Origin of the sequence: Bacillus sp. ME78, assembly GCF_903970865.1 — a bacterium.
Taxonomy (GTDB): domain Bacteria; phylum Bacillota; class Bacilli; order Bacillales; family Bacillaceae_G; genus Bacillus_A; species Bacillus_A cereus.
In genome coordinates, this window is sequence record NZ_CAJCKK010000013.1 from 107,217 (window position 1) to 124,281 (window position 17,065).

Consider the following 17,065-nt stretch of genomic DNA (forward strand, 5'->3'; position numbering starts at 1 on the left):
TCATCCTTTTTAAAAGTAATTTAAATTATCTATTCAGTATATGATGCAATAACATATTGATGTGGACATATATATCAAAGTACATAGAACTAAGACATTGGTATAAATTTGAAAAGTCAAAATCCCTAAGTTAAGGGATTATATCTTTAATGTTATATCATTGAGTTGCTATTGGGATGAAAGCTGGTAGGGATTATACTCTCCAGTAATTAAAATTAGAAACCAGTCCTTGATTACTACAGTAAAATTGTTGTACCTTTAAAAGAATCCTTAGATAAAAAAATCTATTGGTTAGCATTTAACCAGTAGATTTTTCTTTGAGTTATTATCTTTTACATCATAATTATAGAAGATGAAAAATTCCACTTAGAAATAATTTTAAGCAGAAGAATAGACTAGTCTAATTTCTAATGGTCCCAGTATCTTTTATTTTGACGTGTGTCTTTACATTTATTTTAGCCTCTGCTAACGCTTGCAACCAATCTCCCTTTACTTTTTTCCACTCTTTATATTGAAATGCTCTAGCATATAGGGATAATCCGATTGGATCAATTTTATTCTGCTGTATTTCATACAACATATTTTGTAAATTATTATTAATTTCTTTTTGAATAGCACTTTTTAAATTATTTATATTTTTTTTATTATCATAGTGTCCCTTAATTGAATTCGCATTGGTTTTTTCTATTAAAGCTACATTAGCATATATATCGAGATTAAATACAAACTTTCCGTTTTGAAAATTAACAACTACCTTCCTTGTCGCGTTCTGTACGAAGATAGAAGTATTTGTTTTTTTGTTGGAATTTTTAGGAGGAAGTGCAAGGTGTAATATCATTCGCCCGTTACTTTTTTGCTTATTTATAAGATTGAAAAATTTAACATCTTTTTTAGGGATATGAGTTAAATATTTCCCTTTTTGATTTAAAAATGCAATTCCAACTGTGTCGATTTCATTCTTTGTTTTTTTGATAATTGGAACAGTTTGCGTCATTCCTTCTTCATTTTGTTCTCGCATTAATTGTTGAATTGTAGAAGAGACGGATTGGTTATTTTGAATTGACGATTCGATTACACCATTTATATAAGATGAAAGTGATGGTTTACTAGGCTTATGAATTTTAAAAACTTCTTCTGCAGGTCCATCTACAAGTACTACTTTAGCATTAATGGTAGCGTAAGGATCACGGTAAGAAGAATCAAGCTCCTGCAACCAATTTGCTTCTTGCGCTAATTTTTTCCCAATTAAAATGATTTCAGCTTTGGAAGCTGTCATAAAGCCTGTTAACTTCGTATCTATCTTACTGAATCCAGTATATACAGTTGATGCTTGTGTCCAATGTTCTATAGTACTTTTTGGTTGTTTATGATGAAAGAGTGGTATGCTTGTTCCAACTTTTATGTCTCCATTAGGGGTTCTATCCAAGCCAATTAACAGGATTAATGAAACCTTCTCAAGAGGAATTCTCTGACTACAACCAATTATATATACACAACAAATTACAATCCATATCCATTTTCGAATCAAAGTTGTTTCCTCCTAGTAATCCAAGTAAAAAGAATACTGTAAGCGAAAAATAAGATTGGTAATAGAATAAAGAAAACGACATTTAAGATATCCATAAGAGAATATATAAACAAATATTGATCCACATCGGGATTTAGGAAAATAAATAGGCCAACTATAAGTAACATAAAAGCAAGTAGCGCCCAATTGCGGGCGTTTTTTTGAAGTGAAATGGTCACAGATTCAAAACTGAAAAATAAATACGGATATATTGTAGTGGAAAATACAATTAAATAGTAAGCGATATATATAATTTCTAATCGTTCCATGAAAGAAAAACGAACCCCTTTTAACAGATGAAATACTGGCCAGATTACGTCTTTTATCCCCTCTGGACTAAAGTATATATAAGAAAGGATAGTAACATATAGATAGAAAAACATGGTTCCAGTATTCGCTATTAGTAGTCCTTTTATGGCTTTTTGTTTTTTTTGTAAGAATGGGTATATATAATATGCAATTTCTAGGCCAGCATAAGGAGTAATGGTTTCTTTTGTTGCCTTTACAATAGGGTATAATCCTTCTTTAAATATAGGTAGTAGGTGTAAAGGATTGTAGTTAGTCTTTAGTGAAAAAAGAAGAAATAGCGGCATCCAAGTAGTGAAGAAGAAAACAAGCATAGAATAACTAGTAAGAGCCCTTAACCCACTCAGGGCTAAAATAATAAAAGGTAATAGTAATAATATGGTGATTTGATAAGCAGGAGTGGAAGGGAATATCCACACTTTTACAATATCAGTTGCCTTTAATAAAGTATTAAATCCAGCAAAAAATAGATAAAAGGCATATGCAAGAAAAAGAATTGTCCCTATCCATTTACCAAAGTATGTTTTTAAGATTTGTGAGAAATTTTTGTTAGGATTTTTTTGTAACATTAATATAATAAATACACCGATTATAGAAGTAACTATCCATCCGAGAATGATCGAAATCCAGCCATCTGTACCAGCAGTAGTAGCAAGTGGGCTTGGCATAATTAACATACCAGATGCGAGTTGCAGCGAATGAATGAAAATAATAAATTCGAATAAAGTTACTTTTTGGAACTTAAGATTCCCCATGTTAACCACCTTCTTTTTTCTTTCTTTGTTTCGGCTGTCCTGTACTCGAGCGGGTGGTAATCATCGAAATAGGAAATCTTACAAAAGAATCTTTTAACTCTTGGAGACGAAATGGTGCGATTGGCATTCCGTATGGTGAACCATAGGAAGTTAGTGAAACAAAATGAGCAAATAAGAGCATTAATCCACTAACAATACCTACAATCCCATAAAAGTAAGCCAATAACATCATTGGAAAACGGATAAGGCGTATAGAACTTGATAAATCATAATTAGAAACAATAAATGAAGCAATGGCTGTAATAGATACAATAATAACCATAACGTTACTAACAAGACCAGCTTGAACAGCCGCCTGTCCAATTACAATCCCTCCAACGATTCCAATAGTTTGTCCAATTGGTTGTGGTAAGCGAATGCCAGCTTCACGTAGCATTTCTAGTGTAATTTCCATTATAAAAGCTTCCAATAAGGGGGAGAAAGGGACTTTGACTCTTGATGTTGCAATAGAAGTGTATAAGTCTATAGGAATAATTTCAAAGTGAAAAGAGACTATAGCAATATAAAATGCGGGTAAAAAAATAGCTATAATAAATCCTGCAAATCGTAATAAGCGAAAAAATGATGCGATGAGCCAATGAATATTATAGTCATCTGGGGTTTGAAAAAATCCAATCAAATTCATAGGAACAACCATTGCACCAGGGGATCTATCCATTAATACTGCTACTTTCCCATCAAGTATATGATTTGAAATGGCGTCTGGGCGCTCGCTTAAATAAGCCTGTGGAAAAGGAGTCCAATTTTGATCTTTTGTATAATTAGATAGCTCTCCAATACTTAATACCGCATCTGTTTTGATTTTACAGATTCTAGTTTCAATTTCTTGGACTACATCTGCGTTTGCTACATCACCTAAGTAAATTAAATAGACTAAAGAAGTGGCTCGTTCTCCAATCGTCAGCTTTTTGATTTTTAACTCTGTAGAAGGAATATATCGACGGATAAGACCTATATTTTTTGTGGCATTTTCAATAAATCCATCATGGGATCCTTTAATAGTAACTTCTGAAATTGGCTCTTGAATTGCTCTCTCTGCCCAGCCTTTTGTATTTATTAGAAGTGACCGCTTTTCTTTCTCCATAAACAGTACACATTGCCCCTCAAGTAATCCTTCTTTAATTTCATTCCATGTATATACTATTTTGGTATGAGTAGCAATAATATTAGAATTAAATATTTGACTGTCTTCATTTACTTCTTGTAATAATGGTGTAACAACATTGGTTTTTAATGCAACACCATCTGTAAGGCCTTCAAAATAATATAGTAAAATATTCGTGTTTGTTTTTAATTGCAAAGGATGTTCAATTAAATCTGCACTAATATCAAAGATATTATCTAGTGTATTTTTAAGTTGTTTTAAGTTACTTGTTTGGATCTTTTCAATGGTTTTATCTGTCTTAGTTTCTAAGGTCTCTTCATTTAAGGACAAAATTGACACCTCTTTAATATATAACGATTAGTTGTATTTATTATTTTTATATGATTGAATTTTATTCACTAATTTAAGATGAGAATTAATAAATTTGATGTGCTATATTATTAATTCAATAATTGAGAGCAAAAAGTAGATGTAATTTGTGTGGAAATGTAAGTATTAAGATAGAATTGAAATTTGAATGATTATAATAAAAAGAACCCTCGATAGGTTCTTTTTATTTGGTAAATATGTTGTCAACAATAGATGGCGATAAAGGTAGTAATTTAGATGTCTTTATGTTAATCAGCTAAATTTTGTAGGAAGAATTCTTTTTTCATACCTTAATACTCAATGAAAAAGGATATTTCATTTATTTGGATGTTCTAGTGTATTTGAATTTTGCGCACCAACAAATTTTGTTTAGGGACAAAATGCATTTTCTTAATTATCAGAAAAAACAGCGCAACAAAATTCCTATTCATTATTTTGGTAGGTATCAAATATTTCTTTGGCCTTATTTTCTTGATATTACCGTACGTTTATATGTTTCTAAGGGAAAGAAATACTTTCATTTTTATTACCATCTATTGTTTGATTAAGATGGTAACATGAAAGTGAAACGTTTACAACCAGAAAATAAAGAAAAAATATTAAAATGCGACTTTTTTCGACAATTATTCTATGTTTATATTTCATTTTATTATAGGAAAAGGCGGAGGGAAGCGGACCTTTTCCTATAAACTGTTTTGTTGGAATTAGAAATAACTAAAAAAGTAATAATAGCTTAAAAGGAAAATGAAATTCAATGATAAAGTTATTATTGAATTTGTGAACCTCAGGTATCTTGAAAGTATGGTCAAATTTTAATCCACTTTGCGTTTCTTCCTTTTGTAACTAGCTTAATATGGCCAAACAGTTGCAAGGAATTTAAAGCCTTACTGATTGTGCTCTCTGCAATGTCTGGATAAGTGTTACGAATACTTTCCTTAGTAAAGGGTTGTTTTTGTTTAAGTATAAAATTCTGAATTCTCTCAACTTTAGTATGTTTACATATAGAATCTAGAACTGTGTTATGAAGATCTTTATAAGCCTCTAATATAATTGTTAAAAACGTTTTTAACCAAAAGCTATTATTATGTTCCTCGCAGTACCAATTCACCGAAGATTTATAAATCGAATTGTAATAATCAGATTCATGTTTCTTAATATATTTATCCAAACATACATATTTTACAAATGTGTGTCCACTCCTAATTAACAGCAATTGCATTAACATAAATGCCAACCTGTTATTACCTTGATTGAAAGGGACTATGCAATAAAAATTTAATATAAAACGAGCTATTAATAAAAGTGAATGAAGCCCCTTACTAGTATTTAATGAGTTGTATTGATCACATAATTGCTCCATAAACCGTGGGATAAGTTCATGCGGAAGAATGCGGTAACTATTCAAGTGCATTCCATGTTCTGGAACTCCTGGAATAATAAAAGGTTTTTCACGCCATTTGGCACTGTCAGAGGTAATATAATGTATTAGTTGAAAATGTAATTCCTGTATAGTTGCTGGATTAATTAATAAAGTACAGGAGTTTTTATGTACAAAAGAAAGTGTTTGATAATAGCAGAAAATAGCATCTTCAGAAATATTTTGAGGTACTATATCATCTAAAATAAGTTCTTTTAATCTTTTATTAGGAACTTTTATATCCTCATAAATAGTTGTGAAATTTTTTATGTAATGTAGTGGTATAGTTTTTTCTAAACTATTAAATATGTCAGGGTTTTGTTCCTGATAAGCAGCTAATTTTCCTTTGAATTCGCTAATCTCACTTATTAAATTGATTAACCTCCTTTTTAATTCAATATTTTTGTACTTATCATCAAAAAAGTCTCTCATTTTTGTTCCTCCTGTAACCCCTTAACACGTTGTTGCATATATCTTTCCATTCTAAAGGTATGCCACGAAATCATTGTAAAATAAAGATATTGTAGGTCTGATTTTGAATATATATATATCAGAATCTATATTTTTATTTAACAATTAAAATATGGAAATTATAAAGAAGAATCGTTACGATTCAATTTTAATAGGCATAATCCTAACATCAAATGCAAAAATGTACAATAAAAAAATATAAAATATAAAACTATCAAATCTTTTGAAAGATTATCTAAAAGAGTTTTAAGAAATTGTAGGTATAGATGTTCTTTGGTTTAGGAGTAAATAATAAAGCGATAATAAAGTTTTCATAGGTAATTAAAAAGTAGATAGACTATTAATTTGTGACAATTACGTGCCTAATCTATCATATGCTTTTATGAGAATTCTAAAATTAAATCCTAACGAGCTGAATTTTCTATATTTAGCATAAATATTAGGGAGGCGTGCTGATGAAATGTATCATTTTATATAGAAATATGTAACGTTTAACACTCGTATTGTAAAATATTTTGACATACGTTAATTTAAATATTAGGTACAGGAACATTTAATAAAAACTCAGTACTAAAATACCCTTTAAACGTTTCACCCTAAGAACTTTTCTCAAGCACACTGAAGTTCATCCTTTGTTTCTGTGCCTTATTAGATAAAAATAACACAATAAATTATTAGAATGTGATAGTTGAAATTGGATTTTAAATCTTTTCTCTTTTCTTAAACATTAACAATTTCTTGATAATCTGTTTAAAGTAAGGGGATACAGGATAGAAAATAGCTATTAATAAAGAAAATAAAGTTAAGCTAGATACCTTAAGTTATTTTATAAGTAATTAAGCGTTAGTTTGAATTAGTAGGGGTATTATATGTGTTTTAACCTCAAGTGTATATGTTTAAGGTTAAAGGATTTGTGAGTGCTATAAAAGTAGCGGAAGTCTGGAAGAAACGGATATAATCGGTTTCTTCCAGACTTTTTTGCTTTTTGTAATATAAAAAATTTATTTTTCCTACATGAGGAATTTTTTTGTTTTAATATTTGAATTTTTTGTGAAATTAAATGGAGTTTTTATTCTTCTTTTAATACATAATGTTACAAAATTGCTTAATTGTATTTACTTTATTTTTATAGGAGATTAAAAATAATAATAAATGTACCAATTTATGAGAGATATTAATATATTAATTGACGATTTGTTCGTTTATCCCTATATTGCTATTATATTAGCGAAAGCAATATATTGGGGGGACAAAAATGAAATTGAAATTAACATCTAAATTGGAAAGATTAAGAACAAGTAAAAAGGGGATTGGTGCTTGTGTTTTGGCTGCAGGCATGACAGCAATCACAATGACTCCTCAAAGTGCGTATGCACACGGGTTTGTTGAAAAGCCGAGTAGTCGTGCTGCTTTATGTAGTCAGAATTATGGGGCATTAAATTTAAATTGTGGAAATGTAATGTACGAACCTCAAAGTCTAGAAGCACCTAAAGGATTTCCAGATAGTGGACCGATTGATGGGAAAATTGCTTCGGCAGGAGGATTGTTTGGGGGTATTCTTGACCAACAAACATCAAATCGTTGGTTCAAAAACACAATTAAAGGTGGAGTAAATACATTTACATGGAAATATACAGCGCCACATTCTACAAGTAAATGGCATTATTACATTACAAAAAAGGGGTGGGACCCTAACAAACCATTAACACGTGCTGAATTAGAACCAATCGGAACTGTGAAACATGACGGTTCGGCTGCATCAAATAATTTAACACATACAATTAATGTACCAACTGATCGTAATGGTTATCATGTTATTTTAGCTGTATGGGATGTAGCAGATACGTCAAATGCGTTTTATAATGTAATTGATGTAAATTTAGTAAATAATGAAACTCCTGATACAGTAGCTCCAAGTCAACCAACTGAATTAAATGCCTCTAAAGTTTCTGCCAATAGTGTTGAAATAACATGGAAGGCTTCTACTGATAATATAGGTGTAAAAGAATATCAAGTGTTACGTAATGGAGAAGTAATTGATACGGTACCAGGTACAACTTTTATTGATAAAAAACTAAAAGCAGATACGGAATATACCTATACAATAAAGGCATTAGACTCTGCTGGAAATATATCAAAAGAAAGCGAAAAACTAAAGGTTAAGACAACACATGCAATCCCAGATATAGAGGCTCCAAGTCAACCAAAAGGATTACATAGTATGGGTACAACAGCGACAACTGTTGATTTGATGTGGAGTCCGTCAGAAGATAATGTAGGTGTTGACCATTATATTGTATATAGAGAAAGCGCTGGGGTTATGAATAAAATTGGGACCGCGGCTAATACATCCTTTATGGATAAAGATTTGAAGGCTAATACATCGTATAAATATGTAGTGACGGCGGTTGATTTAGCTGGAAATGAATCTAGTAGAAGTGATGTTTTGAATGTAACAACAAAGTCAGAGGATTCCGTATATGAAAAATGGGATGCAAGAAAAGCATATACTAAAGGTGATAGAGTAGTACATGAGGGGAAAGTGTATGAAGCAGTTCAAAATCATCAAGGAAATGGCGACTCAAATTGGATTTTTGCTTTATCGCTTTGGAAGCCAGTTTTGAATAAATGATAAGCTGAAAAAGGTAGTTAACAATTTTGGATTGCTCTTTAAAAATTAAGGGCTGTTTCAAATATAATTATCTAATGGATTAAATGATATGTTAATAAAGTGAAACTTTAATCAGTGAAGGTTTTGTTCATCCCCCACTGATTATCATCCCTCACCAATCGGGCTTTTACGGGCGCCCGTTAATGCGGGATAAAATTTAAACGCCATCCTAATGTTTACGAAATGAAATTAAAAAAGAATCCCAATGGAATTCCATTGGGATTCTTTTTTTCTAATTTGTAATAGCGTATATTTTCACTGTGAATTTGCTAGTGGCACCAATTGGACTTGCAATATAATATTTAGTATTTGTGTAAGCTTCAGTCCTAGATTCATGTGAAATATTTTTCCAACGAGTGGAATCTATTCCTAGGGAAACATCAATCATTACATTGAAAGAAATAGTAGAAGGATAATCTTTTTCTGAAGGCACAATAACCCATTTTAATTCTTTGGTACCTACAGGTAAACTATCAATTTTAAAGTTTTGGCTGGATCGATTTTGTTGCCCTGATAAAGGACTAGATTCAGATGATATTTGTGAAATTAATATTTCCTTTTCATTTGAATGTATACCATTTAATTTAATGATACTATCAATTAAACCTGGGCCGGGAAAATCAGCTGCGATGATACCAGAATGTTTAATTGCGCCTTGTTGTAAGAGTTCGGTCCCAAGTGTATTCATCCCCCCATAGTATACTTGTCCGTTTCTATCGCGAGGGAAATCACTCCACGCATTAGTGGAATTCGTTTGAATCAATTTAGGACTACTGTCAGTATTTCTGCTCTCTTTTCCGCTTGCAACAAACCAAGGATATACATTATTTAAAAATGCGGCTGCGCCCCCCGTACCACTAAAATGGTTGAGATAAATTTTTCCATTATTAAAATTAGTATTTGTATTTTGTAGATGGTTTTTTATCGCAATCCATTTTGTATATATTTCGTCTGGTCCGCTTCCAATTTCAAATTTATCTTGTATATTCAAACCTTCGTAATCAATCCCGTACAATTGAGTGGATGTAAAGTTTTGTAAGATTACAATTTTCCCGCGGGTATCTCCTAAAGTAGGGTTATTTCTATCTGAAGTTGGTACGGAATTAGGATCCCAAAAATATGAAGCATTAACGTTTTTATATTTTAAAAATATCTCCTCAAATGATAGAGATCCACTTTCAGGAGTAGTTTCTTCTTTTAAGCGCATTAATATTGTTTCTGTTGGGTGATCTTTTAAAAATTGAATGGTATCTTTTAATACATCTTCAAACACAGCTTTTTGATTTACAACGCCATGATACATTGCAAAAGAATCTTTTACACGTTTAACACGCATATCTACATATCGAATTCCGGAATTTAATTGTTGGGATAAACTCATAGTTTGATTTCTTGTCAAATTTTCATCAAGAAAACTCGCTCCATGTAAAGCCATCGTACCGTGAGTCCCTGGAATAGATATTTCACTTATTTTTGTTGAATCTTCTATTTTCGACATCCACGATGGATTTTGATACCCTATATTGGATTCGTAGGAGTAACCTGGATGACTATCAGCTAAAATAGTAGATGGTGTACTTAAACTTGCTAGTGTAATACAAGTAAGGATGCTAGTTTTAAAGAAATTTCTCATTTTTATTTTGTTCATTTTTTCTCTCCTGACCTTTAAACAATTGTTAGATGATTTTTTACTATATTTATTGTTTTTCATTCTTAAGATAATAAATTTTTGTATTTAAAAATAATTAACAATAGGGGGAGTAAGTTATTTGAGACTTTAATAATTTTTTATTATAAATTGTCCCTAATAGCTAAACAGATTCTTGAAAACTCGAAGTATAGCCTCCAAAAAACAACTGTTTATCGTATTGAATACAAACAAAACAGAAGTCCTAAAAAAGACTTCTATTTTGTGACATATAATGAATGATAAGGTGGTAAACAAGTCAAGATAATGTGATTGAGTGGTAAAAATTTATTAATAGCTGTTTTAGAATCTCTTATAACAAGGCTGATTACAAAAAGCGGATCTCTACACTGCTAATAAAAATTGAAAAATTCTACTCATTAAAACTGAGACTAACTACAGTTGCAATTGATTGGGCTGCATGTTCCCAGCTTCCATCTATAACTTTACCAATCTGCTGACCAAGTGCATTTAAATCATTTGGATTAACTGGAATTCCATTATACGCAGCAAGAATTGATAAAAGTGGAGCAGCAAATGGTGTCCAACCACCTCTATCAATATTAAATACAGGTTTATCTAGTACCTTTCCATCTTGTACTGTAAACTCATAATAAAATTGATCATCTGGACGAAAACTTAAATGATGAGAGATTTGTCCCTTAACATATTTTTTTCCTGCACCTAGATTTACTACTTCTATTTCTTTTACATTAAATTCATGTTCAAATACTTTAATTTTTTTGACTTCTGGACCATTTAAGGCAGCTTGAACGGCTGTTTCCAAATTGTTTTGTGCAAAAGGTTGAATACTCAATTGTGCCTCTTTTTGTTGAATAGGAGCCTCCTTTTCTGCAGCAAACACCGAGGTAGTAGGTAGTGCACCTGTAGCTAACGTAGCTGCAAGTGCTGTTGTCATAATGATTTTTCTTTTCATCTTCATAGTTTTTCTTCCTCTCTAAAAGTTTTGATATATAATCTTTTAAAGACTGACATTGTGTAATATTTTATTTCATAATGCACAAAAAACGGTTTTAAGAATGATGTGGAATTATGTCAGAGAATTAAAATTAATTATATATGTATTTAAGATGATATATATCTACACATATTTTTTCAATTTTTAGACGAATATAATGTTATGACTTCTTAAGAGTCAATTTAGTACCTTGTTTATCTATAGAAATCCTATAAATAAACTAATTTCATAGTGAATGTAATATATTTGATATTAAATGTCTTACATAATGATATAAAGTTTCACATTTTTTTATTTTAAAGAATGAAGCGATAAGGCTTCAAACCGCAAGGGATGCGGGGATAGCCTAATCAATTAGAGTTTGAAAGAATCTTTACTTAGGAATCCCTCATTTCTAAATGAAGTGAAAGTGGATGGAGTTCAAGGAGAGTAAGCCTTTGAACGATGTTTTAACTGTAATAATTGGTCCATTTAGATATCTTAATACCCAGTAAGAATTAAAGCGTTACAAAACACCCATCCAATTTTATCAATGGTAAAGGATGGGTGTTTTCAGTATATAGGATGTTAGGAAAAACTTGCCGACAAAAGTCTATATTAAAGACTTTCTAGTATTTTTGTATGCTAAATCATTTTCTATAACTAAGAACTAATTATATATAGACTAATTCCTCAGACGAACAGTTAACAAATAACGGAATAGAAGAAAAATTAGAAAAAATAACCATGTAATGGTAGAATATGGTTGATCGGCCGGTGGCTGATTAATCAATAAGTCTAGTATTAAAGGGGGAATTAATTTGGGTAATAGGAATAAAAGAATGAAAATTTATTTTCAAAGGTTAATAGCTGTAAGTGTTTGTTTTTTGTTATTTTTTCTGGGGAGCAATTATTCAAAAGCCGAAACTGTTGCATCTATAACATTAAATCCTAAAGATGTAGAAGCATTCACCAATAAAGTGATTCCAGAGAAAATGAAAAAAGAAAATGCAGCTGGTGTAGCTCTTGTCGTTGTAAAGGATAATCAAATTCTATTTCAAAAGGGATTCGGATTTTCTGATAAAGAAAAGAATACTCCCATCGATCCTAAAAAAACAGTTTTTCAATTAGCATCAATATCAAAAGTTTTTACTGCAAGTGCTGTCATGCAGTTAGTTGAACAAGGAAAAATTGATTTAAATAAAGATATAGTAAATTATATGGGGGGATTAAAGTACCAAAATAACATGGGTGAACCAGTTACAATGGAACACTTACTTACCCATACAACAGGGTTTGATTACGTAGATCCTAGACCCGAGGACATCCATTATCAAGAAAATGATTATACAATGCTTAAAGATTATGTAGAAGATAATATGCCCACTGTAGTGAGAAAGCCCGGAGATACATATACATATGATAATTTTGCCTCTATGCTTCAAGGGTATATTGTTCAAAATCTGACAAACACACCTTTTTACAAATATATGGCCAAAAATATTTTTTACCCTCTAGAAATGCATAATAGTAGTTTTGTTATGACTAATTTTATTAAAGAAAAGTTGGCAACAGGATATGATGCTAAAGGTAATGCCATCCCATTTTATCAAACAAGACCAACAGATATGCCACAAGGGAGTATGTTTTCTACAGGGAGTGATGTAGCCAATTTCATGATTGCTCAATTGAATGATGGTAAATTTAAAAATAACCAAATACTACAAAAAGAAACTGTAGAAGATATGCAAAAAACAAAATTTGCTTTACATCCCAAATACCCTAATATGACATACGGATTTGAGTTCTTTTCACCGCAAAGTCATAATGGACAATATGTGTTTGGTAAAGGTGGAAATATACCAGGTTTTTCATCTTTAATGTGGTTAATTCCAGAGCATAAAATTGGAGTTTTTGTTGTTACAAATAAAGATAGTTCAGCACTACCTGTTGAAGTATTTGATGATTTTATGAATCAATATTTCCCAGATAAAACAAAGCCTGAATATTTAAACCCTAATGAAGAAGAATTAAAGAAATTTGAAGGGGTTTACCGAGATTTGAGATTAAAAAACCTAATGTCACATGTAAACATAAGTGAAGGGAAGTTATATGTAAGTGATAAAGTATATGGTAAACAGGAGCTAAAACAAATAGACCCTTTACTATTTGAAGATGAAAAAGGGAATTATATGGCATTTAAACTTCACAAAGATGGTACCGTAAAAGAAATGATACATTGGAACTCTGGCAGCTCAGCAGTGAAGTTAAGTGAGCCTGAGAGATTTAAAGACGTAGATGAAAATCATCCATATGCTAAGTTTATAAATCCTTTACATCAATACGAGGTATTACAAGCAAATAAGGAGGGGAATTTTACTCCAGAATCTTCTCTTACACGAGCAGAATTTGCATATTGGTTATCTCAAATTGCTTACTTTACGCCACCTTCAAAAAAAGAACCAGTGTTTTCTGATGTGAAAAATCATCCTTATGCACCACATATTCAAAAGTTATATGAAATTGGTATTTTATATGAAAAAGAAGGGGAACAATTCCATCCAGATCGTGCAATTACTAGACAAGAAGCAGCATGGATTACCTGGCAGTATTTAAAAATGTTAGGAGCGCCATCTGCAGATGCAACTTTAAAGGGAGAAACTGATGATTGGGCAATAGAATCCGTGAAAAACATTGTAGGTCATCGCTTAGTAGGGCCTGAGGTTATATATAATGAAGATGGATCAGCAGATTATCTATCAAAACAAAGTATGAAACGACAAGAGGCAACTGCATTGTTATTTTACGTTTTGTTATCTAGTTAATTTGTATAGAGGTAAATTTCACAAAAAGAAAAAATCTAAAGAGCTTGAAATAATAAAAAGAAAAAGATTAGTCTTTGACCAATGATTTATCGTAACAAACAGGGAGGGATGAGTTATAACCATACTCTAAATCTTAAGTAGAGCTGTTATCAGAAGGATTTCTTAAGTGTTTTGTAATGTAAGGAGCTCCTTTCAGGGGAGCTTTTTTTATGGTATTATTAATAATTTCATGTACCGAATTTATTAATAATACCATAAAAATCTACAACAAGGGGGTTTAATCCAAGTTAGGTAAAACTAGGTCACAGTCATACATTAGTTACCGCTTTTCTTTTTTTGAAGAAGATATTTGTATTTTGGCTAGCGCGACATTGCTATCAAGTTAAGATTATACAAAGTCAATTTAAGGCGGAATTGTTTCCTTTTTCTAAAGGGAGAGTATATTGCTCTATCTATTGTAAATGATTTTGAATCCGATAGATCTTTTATTCTTGGCATAAAATTAAATCTTAATAAATGGGTAAATCCAAAAATCTATTTTGTGAAACCGACTCTGTCTGTATACAACAATAGGACTTTACTTGGAGTGATAGGTATGATAGGCTCGTTATTCGGAAAAAATTCCAATTGAAAAAAGCACATCCATAGAGGAGGATTGGTAACCATGAGTGATAAAGTACTTATTGTGGAAGATGAACGCGAAATTGCCGATTTGGTTGAGCTGTATTTAAAAAACGAGAATTATACGGTTTTCAAATACTATACCGCCAAAGAAGCATTGGAATGTATAGATAAGAATGTGCTTGACCTTGCAATATTGGATATCATGCTTCCCGACGTAAGTGGTCTCACTATCTGTCAAAAAATAAGGGACAAGCACACCTATCCAATTATCATGTTGACGGCGAAAGATACGGAAGTAGATAAAATTACAGGGCTAACAATTGGTGCGGACGATTATATTACAAAACCCTTTCGCCCACTAGAGTTAATTGCGCGAGTCAAGGCGCAGTTACGCCGATATAAAAAATATAATGGAGTAACGGCACAGAACGAGAATGTTATCGTTCACTCTGGTCTTGTCATTAATATAAGCACGCATGAGTGTTCTCTGAACGAGAAGCCGTTATCTCTCACTCCCACCGAGTTTTCAATCCTGCGTATCCTCTGTGAAAACAAGGGGAATGTGGTTAGCTCTGAGCAGCTGTTTCAAGAGATATGGGGTGACGAATATTTCAGCAAGAGCAATAACACTATCACCGTGCATATCCGACATCTGCGAGAAAAGATGAACGACACGGTTGATAATCCGAAGTATATAAAAACGGTATGGGGGATCGGCTATAAAATTGAAAAATAAAAATAAAAATAAGAATAAAAAAATCGATTATTTAAAATTAAAACGAAAACTCTACCAATATATCCTTACGATTGTCATGGCAGCAGTTGTATTTGTGCTGTTTGTGCGTCTATTTATCCAAGGGACACTTGGGGAGTGGATCGTACGTTTTTTGGAAAACAGTTATCATTTAGAGCGTTGGGACGCAATGATAATATATCAGTATACTATACGGAACAATATAGAAATTTTTATTTATGTGGCGGTTGCCATTAGTATTCTTATTCTATGCCGAGTTATGCTTTTAAAATTTGTAAAATACTTTGAAGAGATAAATACCGGTATTGATATACTTATTCAGAACGAAGATAAACAAATTGAGCTTTCTGCGGAAATGGAGTTCATGGAACAGAAGCTCAACACATTAAAGCGAACCCTTGAAAAGCGAGAGCATGATGCAAAGGTGGCCGAACAAAGGAAAAATGAAGTTGTTATGTACTTGGCACACGATATTAAAACGCCTCTTACATCAGTTATCGGTTATCTGATCCTGCTTGACGAGGCACCAGACATGCCAAGAGAGCAAAAGGCAAAGTACGTGCATATCACGTTAGACAAAGCGTATCGCCTGGAACAGCTAATCGACGAGTTTTTTGAGATTACGCGATATAATCTTCAAACGATTACGCTCACGAAAAAGCACATAGACCTATACTATATGCTGGTGCAAATGACTGATGAATTTTATCCCCAGCTTGCTGCGAAGGGGAAACAGGTGGTACTCCATGCTTCTGAAGATTTGACCGTATTTGGTGACCCTGATAAGCTAGCGAGGGTCTTTAACAATATTTTGAAAAACGCCGCTGCATACAGCGAGAACGACAGCGTAATTGACATTACGGCGGAACTCTCCGATGATGTGGTATCCATCGTTTTTGAGAACGCCGGAAATATCCCGAAAGATAAACTCGCTACCATATTTGAAAAGTTTTACAGATTGGATGATGCCCGTTCTTCTGATACGGGCGGCGCGGGACTTGGATTGGCGATTGCAAAAGAAATCATTGTTCAGCATGGCGGACAGATTTACGCGGAAAGTAATGATAACTCTACGACTTTCACGGTAGAACTTCCAGTCTTCCAACACTCGGTTAATAAAGGGGATTCTTAGAAAATAATCATTGTTTCTTAAGAAATTCTTAAGGTTATCTCTACTTTTTCTTAGGAAATTAACAATTTAATATTAAAAAATGGCTCGTTCTTATGCGGTAGAATTAAACCATAAGAACGAGCTTTTTTTACTTCGTCAAAGAAAGATATGATAACTTATGCGTGGATTAAAATAGCTTACATGTGTAGAAAAAGAGTGACACAAATATTTCTTTTCCTTTTAGCCAATTGTGTCAAATGAGCAATCTGCTGCTTTGGATGTTTCTGCACACACCACTGGATAGAGTATCCACATATAGATATAGCATCGCTTTGCAGAAAGTAATCGTTAAGAGTTACATATCCAAAATCTTCAGCGTTGAATC

10 protein-coding genes are annotated in these 17,065 nt (G+C 32.1%); 4 read left to right on the forward strand and 6 right to left on the reverse strand.

What is annotated here, in order from left to right; translation table 11 throughout:
- Positions 1-400: 400 nt before the first annotated feature.
- From H6481_RS16065 to H6481_RS16080, 4 genes are all read right to left on the reverse strand, one after another.
- Entirely contained in the window at positions 401-1,528 is a 1,128-nt protein-coding gene (locus tag H6481_RS16065) for a Ger(x)C family spore germination protein (protein WP_098277265.1), read from the reverse strand.
- Entirely contained in the window at positions 1,525-2,628 is a 1,104-nt protein-coding gene (locus H6481_RS16070) for an endospore germination permease (RefSeq protein WP_000527368.1), read from the reverse strand. The genes H6481_RS16065 and H6481_RS16070 overlap by 4 nt, the downstream gene beginning before the upstream one ends.
- Position 2,629: 1 nt before the next feature.
- Positions 2,630-4,123, reverse strand: coding sequence for a spore germination protein (locus tag H6481_RS16075; RefSeq protein WP_016080747.1), 1,494 nt, complete (start codon positions 4,121-4,123; stop codon positions 2,630-2,632).
- An 844-nt stretch (positions 4,124-4,967) separates the two neighbouring features.
- Positions 4,968-6,011, reverse strand: a complete 1,044-nt coding sequence (locus H6481_RS16080) for a Fic family protein (protein ID WP_182812326.1) — start codon at positions 6,009-6,011, stop codon at positions 4,968-4,970.
- Between the two features lie 1,294 nt (positions 6,012-7,305).
- On the opposite strand from H6481_RS16080, the gene H6481_RS16085 reads away from it, so the two are divergent.
- Positions 7,306-8,682, forward strand: coding sequence for a lytic polysaccharide monooxygenase (locus H6481_RS16085; protein WP_182812329.1), 1,377 nt, complete (start codon positions 7,306-7,308; stop codon positions 8,680-8,682).
- A gap of 271 nt (positions 8,683-8,953) precedes the next feature.
- Here the strand turns inward: H6481_RS16085 and H6481_RS16090 are convergent, their stop codons facing one another.
- Together H6481_RS16090 and H6481_RS16095 are read right to left on the reverse strand one after the other, a co-directional pair.
- Positions 8,954-10,369 (reverse strand): phosphatidylinositol-specific phospholipase C, encoded by a 1,416-nt coding sequence (locus H6481_RS16090; RefSeq protein ID WP_088019749.1) that lies wholly within the window; start codon positions 10,367-10,369, stop codon positions 8,954-8,956.
- A gap of 412 nt (positions 10,370-10,781) precedes the next feature.
- Entirely contained in the window at positions 10,782-11,351 is a 570-nt protein-coding gene (locus tag H6481_RS16095; RefSeq protein ID WP_063548236.1) for a hypothetical protein, read from the reverse strand.
- A gap of 857 nt (positions 11,352-12,208) precedes the next feature.
- Between H6481_RS16095 and H6481_RS16100 the strand changes: the two genes are divergently transcribed.
- From H6481_RS16100 to vanS, 3 genes are all read left to right on the forward strand, one after another.
- Positions 12,209-14,191, forward strand: a complete 1,983-nt coding sequence (locus H6481_RS16100; RefSeq protein WP_182812346.1) for a serine hydrolase — start codon at positions 12,209-12,211, stop codon at positions 14,189-14,191.
- Between the two features lie 664 nt (positions 14,192-14,855).
- Positions 14,856-15,551, forward strand: a complete 696-nt coding sequence (gene vanR-A, locus H6481_RS16110) for a vancomycin resistance response regulator transcription factor VanR-A (protein ID WP_078994424.1) — start codon at positions 14,856-14,858, stop codon at positions 15,549-15,551.
- Entirely contained in the window at positions 15,541-16,701 is a 1,161-nt protein-coding gene (vanS, locus tag H6481_RS16115; RefSeq protein ID WP_182812333.1) for a vancomycin resistance histidine kinase VanS, read from the forward strand. Before vanR-A ends, vanS begins: the two co-directional genes overlap by 11 nt.
- Positions 16,702-17,065: the final 364 nt, after the last annotated feature.

Bases quoted from the DNA above. Each gene is read 5' to 3' on its own strand.
- H6481_RS16085 (WP_182812329.1), top strand. From the start codon at position 7,306: ATGAAATTGAAATTAACATCTAAATTGGAAAGATTAAGAACAAGTAAA.
- H6481_RS16095 (WP_063548236.1), bottom strand. From the start codon at position 11,351: ATGAAGATGAAAAGAAAAATCATTATGACAACAGCACTTGCAGCTACG.
- vanR-A (WP_078994424.1), top strand. From the start codon at position 14,856: ATGAGTGATAAAGTACTTATTGTGGAAGATGAACGCGAAATTGCCGAT.
- H6481_RS16090 (WP_088019749.1), bottom strand. From the start codon at position 10,369: ATGAACAAAATAAAAATGAGAAATTTCTTTAAAACTAGCATCCTTACT.
- H6481_RS16070 (WP_000527368.1), bottom strand. From the start codon at position 2,628: ATGGGGAATCTTAAGTTCCAAAAAGTAACTTTATTCGAATTTATTATT.
- H6481_RS16080 (WP_182812326.1), bottom strand. From the start codon at position 6,011: ATGAGAGACTTTTTTGATGATAAGTACAAAAATATTGAATTAAAAAGG.
- H6481_RS16100 (WP_182812346.1), top strand. From the start codon at position 12,209: ATGAAAATTTATTTTCAAAGGTTAATAGCTGTAAGTGTTTGTTTTTTG.